This is a genomic window from Desulfovibrio gilichinskyi (genome assembly GCF_900177375.1).
Lineage (GTDB): Bacteria > Desulfobacterota > Desulfovibrionia > Desulfovibrionales > Desulfovibrionaceae > Maridesulfovibrio > Maridesulfovibrio gilichinskyi.
The window spans coordinates 86659-103377 of the sequence record NZ_FWZU01000007.1 but is presented as its reverse complement, the minus strand read 5'-3'; the positions used below and the strand labels follow the sequence as shown (position 1 = coordinate 103377).

Here is a 16719-nt window from a genome sequence, read left to right as displayed (position 1 = left end):
CTTTGCTCGCACTATACTCTAGTTAGAATAGTTCAAAATAGCTTTTAAAGATTTTATAACAGTACATTAATACAGAATATTTTGTATTATCTTTAATTTTTCAAGTAGTTTAGTAAATACATATAGGAGAACTTACAAATGAAGCTTCCCCAACTTAAAATAGGCGACCTAGTTGCCAGAGTACCCATTATCCAAGGTGGAATGGGTGTAGGGATATCTCTTTCAGGTTTAGCTTCAGCTGTAGCTGAAGAAGGCGGAATAGGCGTTATTGCAGCAGCAATGATCGGCCTTACCAGCTCAAAACCAAACAAAAGCACACCAGAGGCCCAAAGCGAAGCTTTAGCTGATGAGATCAGAAAAGCAAAAGCTAAGACTTCCGGCATCATTGGAGTCAACATCATGGTTGCTCTGACTGATTTCGCTGCGCAGGTATCAACCTCCGTTAAAGAAGGTGTTGATATTATTTTTTCCGGTGCAGGCCTTCCGTTGGATCTTCCTAAGTACCTTGTTGACGGTGCTAAGACTAAATTAGTGCCAATCGTTTCTTCTGGAAGAGCGGCTTCTATCATCTGCAAAAAGTGGATGTCCAAGTTCGACTATGTTCCAGACGCATTTGTCGTTGAAGGACCTAAAGCAGGCGGTCATCTTGGATTCCACCGCGATCAGCTTGATGATCCTGATTTTGCGCTAGACTCAATTCTACCTGAAGTTCTTGATGCTGTTAAAGTATTTGAAGAAAAAACAGGTAAAACAATCCCGGTTATTGCTGCCGGTGGAGTCTATACCGGAGAAGACATTTGTAAGTACATTAAAATGGGTGCATCAGGAGTACAGCTTGGAACAAGATTCGTAACAACTCACGAATGTGACGCGGACGAAAAATTCAAGCAGGCTTATATTGATGCTTCTGAAGATGATATGACAGTAATTCAAAGCCCTGTAGGACTACCGGGAAGAGCTCTTAAAAATGAGTTCCTCGAAGAAGTTACTGAAGGTAAAAAAACTCCTTTTAAATGTAGCTTTAAATGCCTTAAAACCTGTAATGTTGAAACAGCTCCATATTGCATTGCTTCCGCACTGATCAACGCACAGCGCGGAAAACTGAAATACGGTTTTGCTTTCGCAGGCGCAAATGCATACAGAGCTAAAAAGATAATCTCTGTTAAAGAATTAATTGCTGAACTCAGCTCTGAATTTGAAGAGGCTTGCACGGCATAAGGACCAAGTAATAAATCAAAAAAAGGCGTTCCATTTGGAACGCCTTTTTTTTGCCTAAGCTATGTCTAAAACTATTTTGTCTTACTTTTTTTCGGATCTTTTGTACTGTCGTCGGCAATTGGTTTCGAAGCAGCTGGATCATCAACTTTTACGGTATCAGTCTCAGCTTTAGGCGCATCATTTTTAACAACAACTTTCTTTTTAGCAGGCTTCTTGCGATTTGAAATTATAGACTCAAGCTTTTCTGCTGCAGTCTGAGTTTCAGATCCGGCTCCCAAAAAGTGCATTTCACCTGCGGGCGAAATCCAGTGCCATCCCTCAGGCTTTTTTAATATCCTAGCCCCCTTTGAATCAAGAAAATCCTTATATGAAGTTTTTTCAAGAACTTCATCAATCTGTTCAGTCAATTTTACATTTTCTGCTATCACCTGTGTATAACGGAAAATTTCAAAAGCACTGTGGATCAGATCAAAAGCAGGGTCGATACTTTCATTTTTCTTAGACGAAAGTTCCTTTTCAAGCTGAGCAAGATCTTTCTTTAAACTGCGAATTTCAAAAAGAGCTGCATTCCTAGCCGCTTCACTATTATCCGCAATTGCGTTTGTAACCACGGCTGCTGTCTGCTTTTTCATAGATCATCCTCCAAAGTTGATAATTTTAATTATATACATCTAATTGTTAAAATAAGTAACTTAATCATCATTTTCACCTTGTTTATTACTGACTGCGCCACTTTCGGATAGAGGATGAGCTTTATCATAAACATTCATAATATGCTGTAAATTCAAATGAGTATACCGCTGAGTAGTAGTAAGATTTTCATGACCCAGCAATTCCTGCACGGAACGCATATCCGCTCCGGACTGCAACATGTGCGAGGCAAAACTATGACGCAACATATGAGGATGTACTCCCCCGTACAATCCAGCTTCTTCGGCCATGCGCAAAAGAATCCGATTGACCTGCCTTCGATTAATGCGTCCGCCCCGATTCGCTATAAAAAGTGCAGTCTCTTCAATGGCAGGACCAAGCTCTTCCCGGACGGCAAGATATGAATCAAGAGCCTCGCGGGCAGTGTCACTGAGCGGTGAAAGACGTTCTTTGTTACCCTTCCCTGTTACCCGGACAAGCCCGGATGAAGTATCAACATCATAAATGCCGAGTGAAACAGCTTCACTTACCCGTAATCCCGAGCCGTACAAAAGTTCGGCAATAGCCAGATCACGCTTATCCTGCGGTTCGACCCCGCATTTTGAATCAAGAAGATTAACAGCCTGATCAACATTCAATGAACGCGGCTGTCTGATTTCCTGTTTAGGATTTCGTATTCCGGACATGGGATCGTTGGCAATAAAACGGTGGCGTACCATGTATTTGAAAAATGATCGAAGTGTAGAAAGTTTCCGTGAAAGGGAACTTTTAGCAAGCTTACGCCCGTGAAGTTTCGCCAGAAAACTTCGGATATGATCTACTGAAATTTTTTCAGGGTTTGAAAGCGACTCTGAGCGAGTGGAAAGGAATTCTTCGAATTGAACTAAATCTTTTTCATATGACCGTAATGTAGCTTTAGAACATCCTTTTTCAATCTCCATATGAGTGAAAAAGATCTGAACAGGTTCAGGCATTACATTATGTGTTCCGGCGGTCGAGGACATAATTACTCTTTGGATTTTCCTTAGCTTTTTTCTTAAGCCCCATTGCTATGGCGGAGGCTTCTCCGAAATGTTTGAGTTGACCATCAATATTAAAAACAACTGCTATAGAAATAGCCATCAGTGGAAAAGTCTGCACTACCCCCTGTCTATCAACAGAAACAATAGATTTACTTTTGCGGTCTTCAAGATCATAAAAATTAGGAACAATACCGTCGAAAGAAAAAATAATCCGCTTGCAGGCTTCCTCAACAATATCCGGAGAAGTGATTACAACAAAGTCATCACCGCCGACGTGCCCGACAAAAGTCTGTTCCCCGACAAAACCGCGAACAGTATTTACGATTATCCGCGCAGTCATGCTTAATACTTCATCCCCGCGGGAAAACCCATACTTGTCATTAAATGATTTAAAATAATCTAAATCACAATAAGCTAATGCAAAATCCTGTTTCTTTTCTATAAGAGTTTGAATCTTATTAATTATTGAAGTGTTTCCAGGAAGTTTTGAGAGAGGATTTGCATCAAGAGCTCGCAGTGATCTGGAAAAAGTTAAATTAATTCTTTCCCGCACAATGGGCATAAAAAAAGGACGGATAATGAAATCATCAACCTCGATTTCATCCCAGTCCCAAGGAGTTTCAAGATCTTTCTCATCAAGACAAATAACAACCGGAAGCTGCCGGTAAACATTTTCGCTTTTAACAAGCCGTGCAACTTCTGAAGCCGAAACATCCGTAACCCTGTTATCTACAATAAGTAACTCTGGAGGATTGTTGAAAATATCATCAATGGCTCCACGTGCTTGATCATAATAAGTAAACTCAAGAACTTCTTTCGGCCAAATAGACTCAAGCAGTTCTTTTAGATTATTATCCGGAGAAACCAGAATACATCTATGTTTAGTCTGGTTCACAAGACCTTGATTATTATTCATGTCCATTGGGTTACGATTAGCATCACTGGCAAGCTTCGTCAAAGCAGAACTGTATAACGGTACATTAAAACAGAATATTACGGCCAATATTATGGATACAAAACAATCATAGCAATAAGAATTCAGGTTAAAGTTATTGTGAAGATATTTACTTTAGAAGGTAAAGCCTGAAATCTCAACAAACTGTTCGGAAAGTTCGTCCATAACAGGTTCAAGATCTTTCATTTTGAGCTTTAAAATTTTCATGGCAGCCGGCTTGAAGTATGAAATTTGATCATCTCCTCCGTTACCATATTCAAAAAGACGGACCAGAAAATCCCCGACATGAACAACTGCAGCCGTCTGCTGATAAAACTGTGCTCTGTCAGGATGATGGTGATATGTCATTGCTTCTCTGACATTCGGAGGTAGATTCCAGTGCCTCGCAAGCCATGCATTAATGCGGTCATGTCCGAATCCTAAAATAACTTTTTCAGCATCATAATAGCAAAGATTTTTTTCTTTCACAGTCATGCGTACAGCTTCGTTCAGTTCCGGCAATTGCACGGCGGTGACGACTTTTCCTAAATCATGCAGCAAGCCGGCAACGGTGAATTCTTCAGGATCTTCAAAACCGGCAGCTTTTGCAATAGCACCACTTGCTAAAGCGCATCCGATGCTATGTTCCCAAAGTCCTGACATTGCCTGTTGAATCATGTCAAAAACAGACGTTGAAATAATAATACCTTTTATAACATTAAGGCCGAGCAGAACAAGGGCATGCTGAATTGTTGTAATACGACCCGGAAAACCGTAAATCGGAGAATTAACCATCTTCAAAACTTTAGCCGATAAAACCTGATCTTGCGAAATTACCTTGGCAACCTGCTCTGTGGAAGAATTTGGATCATCCACAAGTTTTGTAACCTCATCAAGAACAGTAGGTAAAGTGGGCAAATCAGAGGTTGAGAGAATCTGTCCTTTTACGCTTGTTTTAAGATCCAGATCAGACATATTTAAATTCCCTCTCCCCTTTCAGCTGCTTCTTCAGCTTCAAGAGCTGCGGCTGCGGCCTTTTCCTCAGCTAATTTAATAGCTTCTGCTTCGGCTTTTTGAGCTGCCGCTTTGAGATTAAAATATTCTCTAAAAAAACCTTTTACACGAAACATCCATTTATCATCATTATATCGTCTAAAAAGATAATCAAGACGTTCAGACTTCTTACCCCACGAGGAATCACCACCATCACCGAGATCCAGAGGATTTCCCTGCACTACAATACGCTCGACATTCATACTTGCAAGCCTATTGATAATCCCGTCAGACAGCTCAAGCCCTTCAGCAAGCACAACCATGCCGTTATCGCGGGTAACCGGTTTTGCCAGTTTCATTCCCGGCATCGCAAGTTTTACTGGAATTTTCTGCATCAGTCGGGCATCTCCTACACATTTTGAAAAATTAAAGCAGGGTAAACTTTCAAATCAAAATATATCTATTATCTCAGCAACGCTTAATATCATAGTACATGCCGGGAAAGTGCACAACGATTCCCTTCACTTCCATACCAAGTAAAAGAGCTCCTGTTAAGGAAACATCCACACTTGATTTACGTGCTATTTCATCAATATGAAGCTTTCCTTCCTTATCAAGAGTTTTGACTATCTCTTGTTCGTCAGGGTCTAGATCATCAATATTTAAAATAAACTTAGCACGTTCAGAGCCCTTTATTGAATTATTTTTCTTGTCACTAAATTTATCAGAACACAGTCCGGACAGCGGTTTTTTTTTATCAGAAACCGGCATAAATTTTCTTTGAGCATTAGTATCTAAAGAATGCCCTATACTGATTAAAACATCATCAACTGTTTCGACAAGTGCCGCTCCTTCTTTTATGAGCTTCAAACATCCGGAAAAGTTGCTGCTCCCCAAAGGTCCGGGCAAAGCCATTACTTCGCGTCCTTGCTCTGCAGCCAGCCTTGCGGTAATCAGGCTGCCGCTTTTAACATCGGCCTCAGCTACAAGCACGCCTAAACTTAAACCGCTGATAATGCGGTTGCGAAACGGAAAATTCCCGCTATAAGGTTTCGTTCCCGGTGAAAATTCAGACACTATCAAACCGTTTTCAATAAGTTCACGCCTCAGGTTACCGCTGTTTTGGGGATAATCATCTATATCAAGCCCCGTCCCGAGGACCGCAATCGATGACCCGACTCCTTTCAGAGCTTCCTGATGTGCGCAGGCATCAATGCCGCGTGCAAATCCTGAAATCACAGTAACACCTATGGCAGAAAGTTCTCCGGAAATTTTTTGAGCATACTCTAGTCCCAAACGGCTGCTTTTGCGAGAACCGACTATGGCAACCCCCGGATTCGCAAGCAGGGACGGATCTCCATAGTAATACAAATAAGTCGGAGGGTCAGCTATCTCTTTTAAAGAAGGAGGAAATGAAGGATGAGTCCATGGCAAAATACCGAAACGAAGGCGCATTACTTCTTTAAATTCTTTCTCTGCCGAACTTCTCCATACTTCTGAACGGGCAGCCTCAGCAACATTTTCAGAACAAAGATTTAAATCAGCCCAGTTCGCGGCATCCTTTAATGCACCATAAGCTGAAGGATAATTATTTAAAATACGCGCCCAGGACTTTGGCCCGAGTCCCGGAGTAAAGCGCAAAGCAAGACATGCAAAATATTCCTCTTTGAGATTAAACTGAGATTCACCGATAATCAACTAGCCCTCAATTTCTTTAAGTCTGTTTTTAGCGATTTTAGCAGGATCCGATTTTGGATAGTCATCCGTGAGAGTCCGTAAATAAAAAACTGCATTCTCTTTATCACCGAGCTTCTCGTAAGCTAGACCTATTTTCAGCATTGCGTCGGGAACCTTATTTGCTTTAGGAAAACGTCTGCTTACTTCCTTGAATTTTAAAATAGACTGAGCAAAATTCTTTTCAGAATAATAAGTTTCGCCGATCCAATAAAGAGCATTCGGAGCAAGCTTGTCGGAAGAATTATTTTTCAAAAAGTCAGTGAGTTTATTTCGTGCTTCCAGTGGCTTACCGTTCAGGACGAGATGAACTCCTTCCTGATAAAGTTCTTCACCGCTTTCAGATGAAGAAGCCACCTGCTCATCTCCAGTATTTTCGCCAGGAACATTCATCCACGGCTTTTCTTCATTGCTTTCGCTGCCACCGACAACAACTTCCTCAACAGCAACAGGAGTTATAATCTGTTCAGCTTTCATAGCTGACATCTTCAGTTGAGCTTGTTTCAGCTCAGCAATTGAGTTATCAATCTCGCCGAGTCGTTCTTGAATCTTTTCAATTTCAGACATTGTTTCAGCATGATTCTTACCTATTTTATCGTTCTGTTCACGTAATCCTTCCTTAAAATTCAAAAAATTCTCTTCAAGACTTTTTAATCGCCATTCTTCACTTGCACCCCACGCTGGCTGATCCGGTTGCTTTGCAGCAAAACAGCCACTTATTGATAAGGACAGGATAACTAATGCAAGAATATGAAAATACTTCATCAAAATGTCTCTCCAGATGAATTTTGAAAACAACGTAAGCAGAATGCATAATTATTGAATATGAAAATGATGATGTCCAATTCAAATTTCAACTGATTCAAAATAGGCGACTTAAAGCAATTTAGCAAGCAGATCGCTTATTTTACTGAAAGACCGCACTCTTACCCTTGCCTCATAAGCATTTTTAAGGCAAAAGTTCACAAAAAAGAATAAATCAATATTTAAATTTTACAATTACAAAGCTAAGCTGTCTAACTATAACCTTTCGGAACTACATGACAAGTGCATTTTGCCCAAAAATTAGCCCGCACCAGCTTTAAAAACTGAAAAAATGATATTTTTTGCTCAAAATCAAGCTAATTACAGCTTAGGTCTTGCTTTTCATAAAATTGAATTTAATTGTTATACGACATCAAATTTTTGAAGGATAAAGCAAATATGAACACTCTTATTGAACCGTTAAGACTTACTTCTCATTTATTACCCAAAGCCGCAGGTGACTTTATAGCTCTTTCAGCTATCGGAGCACCAATTCTGGCTGTCATTTTAGAGATAACTGCAAAAGCACGAAATAAAATTTTTTATGACAAATTAGCTAAGCAAATATCTTCCCTGTCTCTCATAATGTATGTTCTTTTCCTCATTTGCGCTGCAGGTGCGGCAACGTACTTTACCCGCAGGTTTGACTGGCTTACCGAGTGGTTCATCAGCACTTCATCTCCGCTTTTAATGGTCTACATAACCGTTGCATTTACTTTAGCTATGCTTCTTCCGTACACCATGTTCTGGAAACCAATGAAGGGAAAGAAACCACTTCATATACTGTTAGGATCATGCGCAGCCTTCGGAGGAATTGCCTCAATACATGCCGCAACAATGACTATGAAAGTTTTTTTCATTCAACAAGCGGCAGCGCCATTCCCGAAAGTTCCAGATCTGCCTTTTATTTACCACTTTATGGTTCTCCCGCCGGCCGCAGGACTATGTCTAGCCGGACTTTATTTGATTATGGCTTTATCTTTTGCAGCATCTATAGGCGGACTTTATCTGGTTCTACGCCGAAATAAAGACGACTTCGGCCGCGATTATTATAAATTTTCACTACCTGTTATTGCCAAATGGGCCTTTATTCCGACGTTTGCACAATTAGTTGCAGTAGCCGCAGTGATTATTTATCTCTGCGGACCAGCGAAAGAACTGCTCTTGTCCAATAATACAACCGCTATTTGCTTCGGCATTTCTGCCTTTCTTACTATTTTAAACTGTGCAATCTGGATAGTGACCTGGAAAAGTGCCACCCCTATGCGCCATAAAATAGGTCTAACTCTAGCCCCGTTTTTTACAATAATAGCTCACGCAACAGTTATGGCCGGAGCCATGAATCTTTATCTTACAATGTAAAATTATTCTAAAATATAATTACTGAGTTCCACCAGTAACCTTGGTGGAACTTTTTTACAGCCTGTAAAATTACAACATTTTGATTATAACAAAAAAACTCCCGATAGAATAAATCTATCGGGAGTTTTCATTTATCGTGTTTCGCAGAGTCTATTGCATAGATCCTTTAACTGTTGCCATGCTGTATATCTCATGAGGATCAAGGATAAGAACGACGCTACCGTCTCCCATAATGGTTGCACCGGAGACTCCCTTAAGATCAAACCTGCTAAGAAAATTACCAAGTGGCTTAATAACAATTTCCTGTCGTTCTAGCAGTCTGTCTACAACGAGTCCAAGCCTGCGCACATTATCGTGAATGATAACAACCGGCAGCACCTCCCTGTTAGGATCACTGACAGGCTGTTCCAGCAGTTCTGCAAGTTCTGCAATACCGAGGACTTCACCACGCAGAGTGACTACCTTGCGGTTATTAACTTCAGTAAGCCTTTCCGCTTCAATCTTGGTGGTTTCAGAAACAGCATCCAGCGGAATCGCATAGTTTGCTCCGTTTATCTGAACCATCAATGCATCAATAATAGCCAGGGTGAGCGGCAGGATCAGGGTAAATTTAGACCCCTTTCCGACTTCTGATGAAATCTGCACACTACCTTTAAGGTCTTTGATATTGTTACGGACAACATCCATTCCGACGCCTCGACCGGAGATGTCAGTTACCTTTTCAGCGGAAGAAAATCCAGGTGCAAAAATTAATTCAATAGCTTCGCGATCATCAAGACTTCTTGCCTCTTCCGCAGTGATAACACCTTTTTTAACGGCAACATTACGCATTTTTTCAGGATCGATTCCGCGACCATCGTCTTCAACTTCGATGGCGACAGAGTTCCCCTTATGGTAAGCGCGTAACCAGACATGCCCTTCCGGCGTCTTTCCGTTGGCAAGACGCTCTTCTTCCGGTTCAAGTCCATGGTCAACCGAATTTCGAATTAAATGGACCAAAGGATCGCCGATTTCTTCGACAACACTCTTATCAAGTTCAGTTTCTTCACCTTCAGTGATAAGCTCTACACGCTTATTACTTTTGCGGCTTAAATCACGAACCAACCTTGGAAATCTTGAAAAAACTGTCTGTACAGCCACCATTCGGACCTTCATGATCGTATCTTGAAGGTCATCTGAAATTCTGGACAATGCATAAGTTGTTTCTGTTAGTTGCTGTGCAACTATAGGCACTTCCAAATGCCCTTCTTCAAGACCGCGGGCAAGCATTGTATAGCGTCCGCGACTGATAATAAGTTCACCTATCAGATTCATTAAGTGGTCAAGTTTCTGATGGTCAACACGGATAGTAGTCATAGCCTTCGGCTTAGACGATTTTACAGCAGGAGTTCCGCCGGCAACGGCCTGTGAATCAATTTTATCTGCAGCTTTAACTGCAGGTTTCGTCGCAGGCTTAGAATCCGACTTGGGAGCAGGCTTAGCAGCGGCAGCTTTCGGCGCCGGAGCAGACTCAGGTTTAACTTTTTCCGTTGCAGCAACCTTGGGTTCTTTCTTTGCTTCCGGCTTAGGCTCAGCTTTAGGTGCCGGCTTAGGTTCAGCTTTAGGTGCCGGCTTAGGTTCAGCTTTCGGTGCAGGCTTAAGTTCCGCCTTGGCAGCTTCTTCTGAGTCAGAACTTTCACCTTCCCCCTTCAGCTCGGCAACAGCAGCAAAAATCATCTCTTCAATAATTCCGCATTCCTGTTTCAACAGATCTATCATTAAGCCGAAATCCATATCTGTTGAACGGGCTTGATCTACAAGTCCGGCGGTACGTTCGGCATATTCTTTAAGGCTGGCAAACCCCATATATCCTGCAGAATTTTGTATTGAAACAAGGCTGCGGAAAAGAGCATCTATATAATCTTTAAGACTGGAATCATCTTCTAAAGTTGTAAGAGCTAATGTAATATTATCTATTTGCTGGTGAACAGTCTGCTCAAAAATGGTAATATCTTCAGGATCAAGTCCGTCTTCAGATCCACTGGATTCCAATTCGTCTTCCGATTCATCTGCTTCGCCTGAATCTTCTTCGACATCAGAATACGCATCATCAGAACTATCTACAGGAAGGACTTCTCCTCTTTCAACGGCATCCTGAAGAGGATCAATAAGTTGCGCTATATCAAGAGGCTGAACTTCCCCTGTAGACGGAGTTACATGAGCGATAAGTGATTCAATGCCATCTACAACGGCAAGAAGTAAATCAATCATGTAGTGGGTGGCATTAATCTCGCCCTTACGAACCTTGTTCAGCAGCGTTTCTGCTTCATGAGTTAAAGAATTCAACTCGCGAAATCCGATAATACCGCTATTTCCTTTCAAGTTGTGGAAATATCTAAAAATATCGTTGATGAGATCGTCATTTCCTTCAGGGTCCTGCTCAAGCTCAAGAAGACCACGTGTAAGGTTTTCTATTATTTCATGAGCTTCCTCAAGGAAGTCGGCTAAATGTCCTTCCCCGACAGTTGTCAACCTATACGGTTCTTCATTTTCATTGACTATAGCAACAAATTGGTATGATTGCTTGCGGTCAGAAGATTCGGGAGTAGTAGGTTCCTGCACCATTTCGACCTCCGGCAATTCTGGTTCGATTTCATCTTGTTCCAAATCTGAAACCAATTCACTTTCTTCAGGTTCAGGTTCAGGTTCAGGTTCAGGTATAATTTCAGGCTCGGGTATATCTTCAATCTCTGGAGGAGCAAGCGTTTCACCAGCCATAATAGCTTCGATACGTTCTATAACAATCGAAGTATCAACGTTGCCTTCATTTCCATTTTCATCAAGATTATCAATAAGCTGACGCAAAGAATCAGTAGCAGCAAGGATTACATCCATAATCTCAGAATTAACAGCAATCTCGCCTTTCCTGAGTTCGTCGAGGACATTTTCCGCTCTATGCGCTAGCCCATTTATAATATTCAGCCCGAGAAAACCTGAGGCTCCCTTGAGAGAATGCATAGGTCTGAATATTTCATTTAGAATATCAAGATTATCTGGATTATTTTCAAGCTCAAGCAAGTTGGGCTCGATTGTCTCGAGATGTTCTTTTGCTTCGATAATGAAATCAGCAAAAATTTCAGGATCCAAGAAATCTTGGCTCATCTAGAGCCCCCTATATTAAAAGTTCGTCTGCAACTGATCACGAATATTTCCTACTTAGCATATGATAACTTAAAAAAAAGAAATAATAAATTCTAATTACTAACCCAACAGCATTTTTATATTCTTAACCATCTTTTCAGGCTGGGCAGGTTTTACCATATATAAATTAGCGCCCAGATTAAGTCCGGTTTGAATATCCTTCTCCTGGCCTTCGGTAGAAAGAACGATGATGGGAATATCTTTATATGCGTCCTGCTCGCGAACGGTTTTAATATATGTAAAACCATCCATTCTAGGCATATTAACATCCGAAATAATCAGGTCAACCTTTTCAAGACTGTAAAGCTTCTCCAGCCCGTCAAGACCGTCTTCGGCAGTACTGACCTTGAACCCTTCCTTCTTCATGATAAAGGCAACAAGATTCCTTACAGTCTTTGAATCGTCCACTATCAGAATATGTTTAGGCATTTATTTCACCTTCACTCTTTAAAATTTGTTCCACGAGCCTATCGACAGAAAGGATACTGACCAACTTATCTCTGGATTTGTATAGTCCAAGTAAAAATTCAGCACTTACACCAACCTCTGACTCAACACCCCAGACAAGCTCGCTTTTATCCGCGCGGTACATAGTTTTGACTGCACTGATTGCCAAGCCCAGTTGAAGCCCTTTATGTCGGCAAACAACAACAAATTTATCTGAAACTCCGATTCCCTTATGCAAAAGATTTCTTAAATCTAAAACCGGTGTAACTCGCCCTCTGAGATTAATAATGCCCTGCATATACCCGGGAGCTGAGGGAAGAAGAGTTACCGGAACTTTCTTAACCACTTCCTGAATTACAACTATCGGTAATGCGTATTCTCTTTCACCTACGACAAAACTGACAAGTTGAACTTCTTCATTTTCTTTGAGCCTTTCCTCAAAATCTTCCGCACTTCCCTCACCGCCGAAATCTTCAAGTTCAGGAGCGGGCATAAACCCTGGCAGTCGTGAATCCCTTCTAGGGTCAACTCTTTTGAGTGTATCAAGGACATCACGGTCTCCCAGTCCAAGATATTTATCCATAAAAGCAGATTCGGCTTCAGTATAATTGTCCTGCTGCTTTTCTTCATTGGGTAGATTTACATTTTCTACGAAATATTCTTCAGGCGTTTTCATTTCTTATTATCTCTCTCGCCAGTTGCATGTATTCCAAAGCACCACGGGACTTGTCGTCAATAGCGTAAATAACTTTTCCGCTGGCGCATGCCTCTCTAAATTTCGTATCCATATGCACCACTGTACTAAAAACCTTATCTTTAAGTTTTCGTCTGATAAGATTTAAAATTTTGCGGCAGGCTCCGGCCCGCCCGTCATACATCGTAGGCAAAGCCTTGAATTTGACGGGACTCGGCAGCACCTTATTCAGCACCTTAATTGTATCAAACAACAATCTTATACCGTAAAGAGCCAAAAAATCTGTCTGGATCGGGATAAGCACCAAATCCGATGCAACAATCGCGTTAACCAGGAGCACTCCGACATGCGGAGGGCAATCAATCAGTATATAATCATACTGATCGGATATTCCGCCAAGAGCATTAGATAGCACCATACCCTTATTTTTTCTATCTTTAAGGTCGTTTTCAAGTTCAGAAAGCCTTATGCAGGCCGGTACAAAATCAAATCCTACGGCAACCCGTTTCTGAACTATCTGCAACCAGATCGTTTTATAATTAGCATCATCAAAAAACAGATTATGAGCTGTCATGGTTACTGTTTCAGGAAAAAAAGACAAATGAACCGAAGCGTTTGCATGTGGATCAAGATCTATGACCAGCACCTTTTTATCAAGGCGGGATAAAGCTTCCCCAAGTGTCAAAGCTGTGGTTGTTTTGCCCACTCCTCCCTTTTGATTTGCAATCGCAATTACTTTTGCGCGTTCCATATGATCAGCAACCGCGATCTTTGAAATATCATTTTCCATATAGGTCCGCCCAATAAACAGTATTCAGTGAAGCAGACAAATTATTCCAACTTCTGATAAATAATAGCACCTGGATGATGCACAGGTTTAAATGCCCGTGTAATATTATGCAAAGATTCAGAATGCCCTATAATTAAAAAACCGCCGGGAACCAGATTATCATAATAGGCATTGATAACCTTTTTCTTCATAGGCTCATCGAAATAAATTATAACGTTTCTACAAAAAACAATTTCAGATCTTTCAACTCTTTTAACCTGCACTCTATCACTTAGATTAATTTGTCCAAAAGAAACAAGCTGTTTAATTTGATTCGTAACTTTGTACTCCGTATCACTCTGATCAAAATACTTGCTGACTATTTCCTTTGGAGTTGTCCTTAAGGAGTATTCATTATAAACACCCTTTCGCGCAGCCTTCAGCACTCTTTCAGACAAATCGTTAGCTGTAATCTTAATATTCCAGCTACTGAGCTCTGCCCCCAGTACCTCACTGATAATCATAGCAAGCGTGTACGGTTCTTCACCTGTTGAGCAACCGGCAGACCAGATACGCAGTCTTTTTTTCTTTTGCGCGCGTAAGGTATCAAAAACTTCAGGCAGAACTTTTGTCTGAAATACTTTTAACTGAGGAGGATTCCTGTAAAAGCTGGTTTCATTAGTGGTAATAACTTCAAAAAGTTTATTAAGCTCACCTTTACGGCCGGAATCGTACTGCAAAAAATAGTAATATTCTCCAAAAGTCTTCAGATTCAATTCTTTCAGACGATTGGCAAGACGGTTCTCGAGCAAATATTTACGGTTTGCAGCGATAAATATACCAGCCTGATCATATATAAAATCTCTAAGCTGGGTAAATTCCAGATCAGAAATTTTTAACTCTTTTCGAAGTGAAATAGTCTTAGAAAACAGGGAAGACATCTATTTATTATCTCCTTGCTTTTCTTGAATTTCAAAAATCGCATCTTCTGCGGCCTGCATTATTTCCGGATCTCCACCTGTATTTGAGGCTTCAAGCAATGACTGAAATGCGAGAGTTCCGCCAATTGCACCCAAGGCTTCAATAACTTTCAAAACAACAAGTTTATTAGGGGACGCAAGCATCGGAATGAGATTAGGCAGTGCAGCCTGCTCACGATGTGTGCCCAAAGCTTCTGCAGCGCGAATCTGAACCCAGTCATCATCATCAACCAAAGCTTGAATAATATAAGGTATGACTTCAGATTTATAACATTTTCCCATCAATTCAATAACTGTGAGTCTTACATCCCTGTTTTCATCATTTAAACGCGAAACTATTAAAGGAAGGCTGGTCATACCGCTAGAGCAATCCGCCAACGCTTCGAGCGCAATCTTTCTGATATCAGGAACTTCATCTTCAAGAGCTTTCTGTATAAGCTCAATATTGCCTGTGGCATCAAGTTTGCCCATGGCGAAAACAGACATAAGCCTTTCGATGGGTTCTTCGCTGGTAAACAGTTCAATAAATTTCTGATTAATTTTGTCTCCGCCGATGGACACACAGGCATCAAGAGCAGCTTCCTTAACGTCATCATAAGGATGAGCAAGCAATGCAAAAATTCTATCCGCTTCGTCTTTAGCTTCAAGTTTCTGCCCCAAGAAATCGATAGCAGTTTTAAGCATAGTGCCATCCTGCTCAGTTTCAAGAACTTTCACAAAAAAGTCCTTGGCTTCTTCGCCTGCAGTATTCACCAAAGCTTCCAGAATTCCGCGCTTAAGATCTCTTTCTTTGCCATCAAATGCATCCATCAATACCTGCGAGACACCCACATCTTCAAGGTTTGATAAGACCTCTATAGCGATAGCAGCCTTTTTAAAACTGCCATTATTTAAAGCACCGATTAAAGATTTATTCATCTTCATGTTAGACAGGCTGGAGACTATTTCAGTCAGTCTGTCCCTATCACGGTCCGGCTCAAGTTCACTTGCCAGCTTAAGCACTTCATCCGTGGCTTTTTCACCACCGACAAAACCTAAACCGGTTATTGCGGCATCCTGAATTTCTACATCTTCATCTTTAAGCGCGATAAGCATGTATTCTCTTAATTTCTCACGCTCAGCTGCTGATAAAAGCTGCAGGGACTTGCCGCCGAGAATTCCGACAATGGCTTTAACAATTTTATTGCGCAATGCGGTAGGAGAAGTATCAAGGTGGCGTAAAAGCATCGTTACGGCTTTAATATTACCAACCTCACCCAAGGCATCAATTATCATGGATGCAACAAGGTCCGAACTGGTATGAAGAGCCTTGACCAAGGCATCAACTGAGCTGGAATGCTTAATTTTAGCAAGGGCTTCGATTACTGCATACTGAACCCATTCATCATCCTGCATTGCCTTATTGAGGCATTTAGCAGCAGCCGGATTTTCAAGGTCACCGAGGCTGACAGCCGCCTGATAGCGGACGTTTACTTCAGGATCTTTAAGCAATGCATCACAAAGAGGTTCAACCGCCATAAAACTATCGCTGGAACCAAGAATATCAGTAGCAAAAATTCTTATATCCGGATCATCATCATGAACCAGTGCAACGAGAGAAGGAAAATCCTGTACTCCTACTTCGCGTAATATATCCATAGACAGGTTTCTGACCGGAGCTTCATCGGAACGCAACAAAGGAACAACTGCCTGTACAGTTCTTTTACCGCCTATATGGCGAAGTGCATGGTCAGCCGCTTCCTGCAGTCCAAGATGGCTGGTCTTTAAAAGCTCAGCCAACAAAGGCACGGCTTCTTCACAGCCGAATTCTCCAGCTTGAAAAGCAGCTTCGCGGACAATTTCATTGTCTTCATTTTTCAAATCTTCGATAATTCTCGCACAGTCCGTCATTGCCTATTCCTCATGTTTTCGAAAGCCGCAAGGCAGCTTAC

The 16719-nt window shown here is 41.3% G+C and carries 15 protein-coding genes; 2 read left to right on the top strand and 13 right to left on the bottom strand.

The window, feature by feature from the left end; translation table 11 throughout:
* The first annotated feature begins 138 nt into the window (after positions 1-138).
* A complete protein-coding gene (locus B9N78_RS17105) occupies positions 139-1218 on the top strand; it encodes an NAD(P)H-dependent flavin oxidoreductase (RefSeq protein ID WP_085104547.1) in 1080 nt (359 codons plus the stop codon).
* Positions 1219-1289: 71 nt separating this feature from the next.
* Here the strand turns inward: B9N78_RS17105 and B9N78_RS17100 are convergent, their stop codons facing one another.
* The 7 genes from B9N78_RS17100 to ybgF form a co-directional block, all read right to left on the bottom strand.
* A complete protein-coding gene (locus B9N78_RS17100; RefSeq protein ID WP_245805583.1) occupies positions 1290-1850 on the bottom strand; it encodes a hypothetical protein in 561 nt (186 codons plus the stop codon).
* A 60-nt stretch (positions 1851-1910) separates the two neighbouring features.
* Positions 1911-2873, bottom strand: coding sequence for a tyrosine recombinase XerC (gene xerC / locus B9N78_RS17095; protein WP_085104545.1), 963 nt, complete (start codon positions 2871-2873; stop codon positions 1911-1913).
* On the bottom strand, positions 2848-3807 hold the full coding sequence (locus tag B9N78_RS17090) for a GGDEF domain-containing response regulator (protein WP_425429865.1): 960 nt from the start codon (positions 3805-3807) through the stop codon (positions 2848-2850). The genes xerC and B9N78_RS17090 overlap by 26 nt, the downstream gene beginning before the upstream one ends.
* 153 nt (positions 3808-3960) lie before the next feature.
* The gene (locus B9N78_RS17085; protein ID WP_085104543.1) at positions 3961-4800 is read right to left on the bottom strand and encodes an HDOD domain-containing protein; all 840 of its coding nucleotides are present in this window, start codon (positions 4798-4800) and stop codon (positions 3961-3963) included.
* 2 nt (positions 4801-4802) lie between these two features.
* Positions 4803-5213 (bottom strand): hypothetical protein, encoded by a 411-nt coding sequence (locus B9N78_RS17080; RefSeq protein ID WP_085104542.1) that lies wholly within the window; start codon positions 5211-5213, stop codon positions 4803-4805.
* A 73-nt stretch (positions 5214-5286) separates the two neighbouring features.
* Positions 5287-6516, bottom strand: coding sequence for a DNA-processing protein DprA (gene dprA, locus B9N78_RS17075; RefSeq protein WP_245805582.1), 1230 nt, complete (start codon positions 6514-6516; stop codon positions 5287-5289).
* The gene (gene ybgF / locus B9N78_RS17070; protein ID WP_085104540.1) at positions 6517-7317 is read right to left on the bottom strand and encodes a tol-pal system protein YbgF; all 801 of its coding nucleotides are present in this window, start codon (positions 7315-7317) and stop codon (positions 6517-6519) included. It abuts the gene before it with no gap.
* 438 nt (positions 7318-7755) lie between these two features.
* On the opposite strand from ybgF, the gene B9N78_RS17065 reads away from it, so the two are divergent.
* Positions 7756-8718, top strand: a complete 963-nt coding sequence (locus B9N78_RS17065; RefSeq protein WP_085104538.1) for a hypothetical protein — start codon at positions 7756-7758, stop codon at positions 8716-8718.
* 150 nt (positions 8719-8868) lie between these two features.
* Here the strand turns inward: B9N78_RS17065 and B9N78_RS17060 are convergent, their stop codons facing one another.
* The 6 genes from B9N78_RS17060 to B9N78_RS17035 form a co-directional block, all read right to left on the bottom strand.
* Positions 8869-11859, bottom strand: a complete 2991-nt coding sequence (locus B9N78_RS17060; RefSeq protein ID WP_085104536.1) for a chemotaxis protein CheA — start codon at positions 11857-11859, stop codon at positions 8869-8871.
* A gap of 99 nt (positions 11860-11958) precedes the next feature.
* On the bottom strand, positions 11959-12327 hold the full coding sequence (locus tag B9N78_RS17055; RefSeq protein WP_085104534.1) for a response regulator: 369 nt from the start codon (positions 12325-12327) through the stop codon (positions 11959-11961).
* Positions 12320-13021, bottom strand: a complete 702-nt coding sequence (locus B9N78_RS17050; protein ID WP_085104532.1) for a chemotaxis protein CheW — start codon at positions 13019-13021, stop codon at positions 12320-12322. The genes B9N78_RS17055 and B9N78_RS17050 overlap by 8 nt, the downstream gene beginning before the upstream one ends.
* The gene (locus tag B9N78_RS17045; RefSeq protein ID WP_085104531.1) at positions 13008-13829 is read right to left on the bottom strand and encodes a ParA family protein; all 822 of its coding nucleotides are present in this window, start codon (positions 13827-13829) and stop codon (positions 13008-13010) included. Before B9N78_RS17045 ends, B9N78_RS17050 begins: the two co-directional genes overlap by 14 nt.
* A gap of 41 nt (positions 13830-13870) precedes the next feature.
* On the bottom strand, positions 13871-14749 hold the full coding sequence (locus tag B9N78_RS17040) for a CheR family methyltransferase (RefSeq protein ID WP_085104529.1): 879 nt from the start codon (positions 14747-14749) through the stop codon (positions 13871-13873).
* Positions 14750-16678, bottom strand: a complete 1929-nt coding sequence (locus tag B9N78_RS17035) for a HEAT repeat domain-containing protein (RefSeq protein WP_085104527.1) — start codon at positions 16676-16678, stop codon at positions 14750-14752.
* Between the last annotated feature and the right edge of the window lie 41 nt (positions 16679-16719).

Coding starts and splice junctions, on each gene's coding strand:
- B9N78_RS17045 (WP_085104531.1), bottom strand. CDS start 13,829: ATGGAAAATGATATTTCAAAGATCGCGGTTGCTGATCATATGGAACGC.
- B9N78_RS17090 (WP_425429865.1), bottom strand. CDS start 3,807: ATGAATAATAATCAAGGTCTTGTGAACCAGACTAAACATAGATGTATT.
- B9N78_RS17100 (WP_245805583.1), bottom strand. CDS start 1,850: ATGAAAAAGCAGACAGCAGCCGTGGTTACAAACGCAATTGCGGATAAT.
- B9N78_RS17105 (WP_085104547.1), top strand. CDS start 139: ATGAAGCTTCCCCAACTTAAAATAGGCGACCTAGTTGCCAGAGTACCC.
- xerC (WP_085104545.1), bottom strand. CDS start 2,873: ATGTCCTCGACCGCCGGAACACATAATGTAATGCCTGAACCTGTTCAG.
- B9N78_RS17065 (WP_085104538.1), top strand. CDS start 7,756: ATGAACACTCTTATTGAACCGTTAAGACTTACTTCTCATTTATTACCC.
- B9N78_RS17085 (WP_085104543.1), bottom strand. CDS start 4,800: ATGTCTGATCTGGATCTTAAAACAAGCGTAAAAGGACAGATTCTCTCA.
- B9N78_RS17055 (WP_085104534.1), bottom strand. CDS start 12,327: ATGCCTAAACATATTCTGATAGTGGACGATTCAAAGACTGTAAGGAAT.
- B9N78_RS17050 (WP_085104532.1), bottom strand. CDS start 13,021: ATGAAAACGCCTGAAGAATATTTCGTAGAAAATGTAAATCTACCCAAT.
- B9N78_RS17060 (WP_085104536.1), bottom strand. CDS start 11,859: ATGAGCCAAGATTTCTTGGATCCTGAAATTTTTGCTGATTTCATTATC.
- B9N78_RS17035 (WP_085104527.1), bottom strand. CDS start 16,678: ATGACGGACTGTGCGAGAATTATCGAAGATTTGAAAAATGAAGACAAT.
- B9N78_RS17040 (WP_085104529.1), bottom strand. CDS start 14,749: ATGTCTTCCCTGTTTTCTAAGACTATTTCACTTCGAAAAGAGTTAAAA.
- ybgF (WP_085104540.1), bottom strand. CDS start 7,317: ATGAAGTATTTTCATATTCTTGCATTAGTTATCCTGTCCTTATCAATA.
- B9N78_RS17080 (WP_085104542.1), bottom strand. CDS start 5,213: ATGCAGAAAATTCCAGTAAAACTTGCGATGCCGGGAATGAAACTGGCA.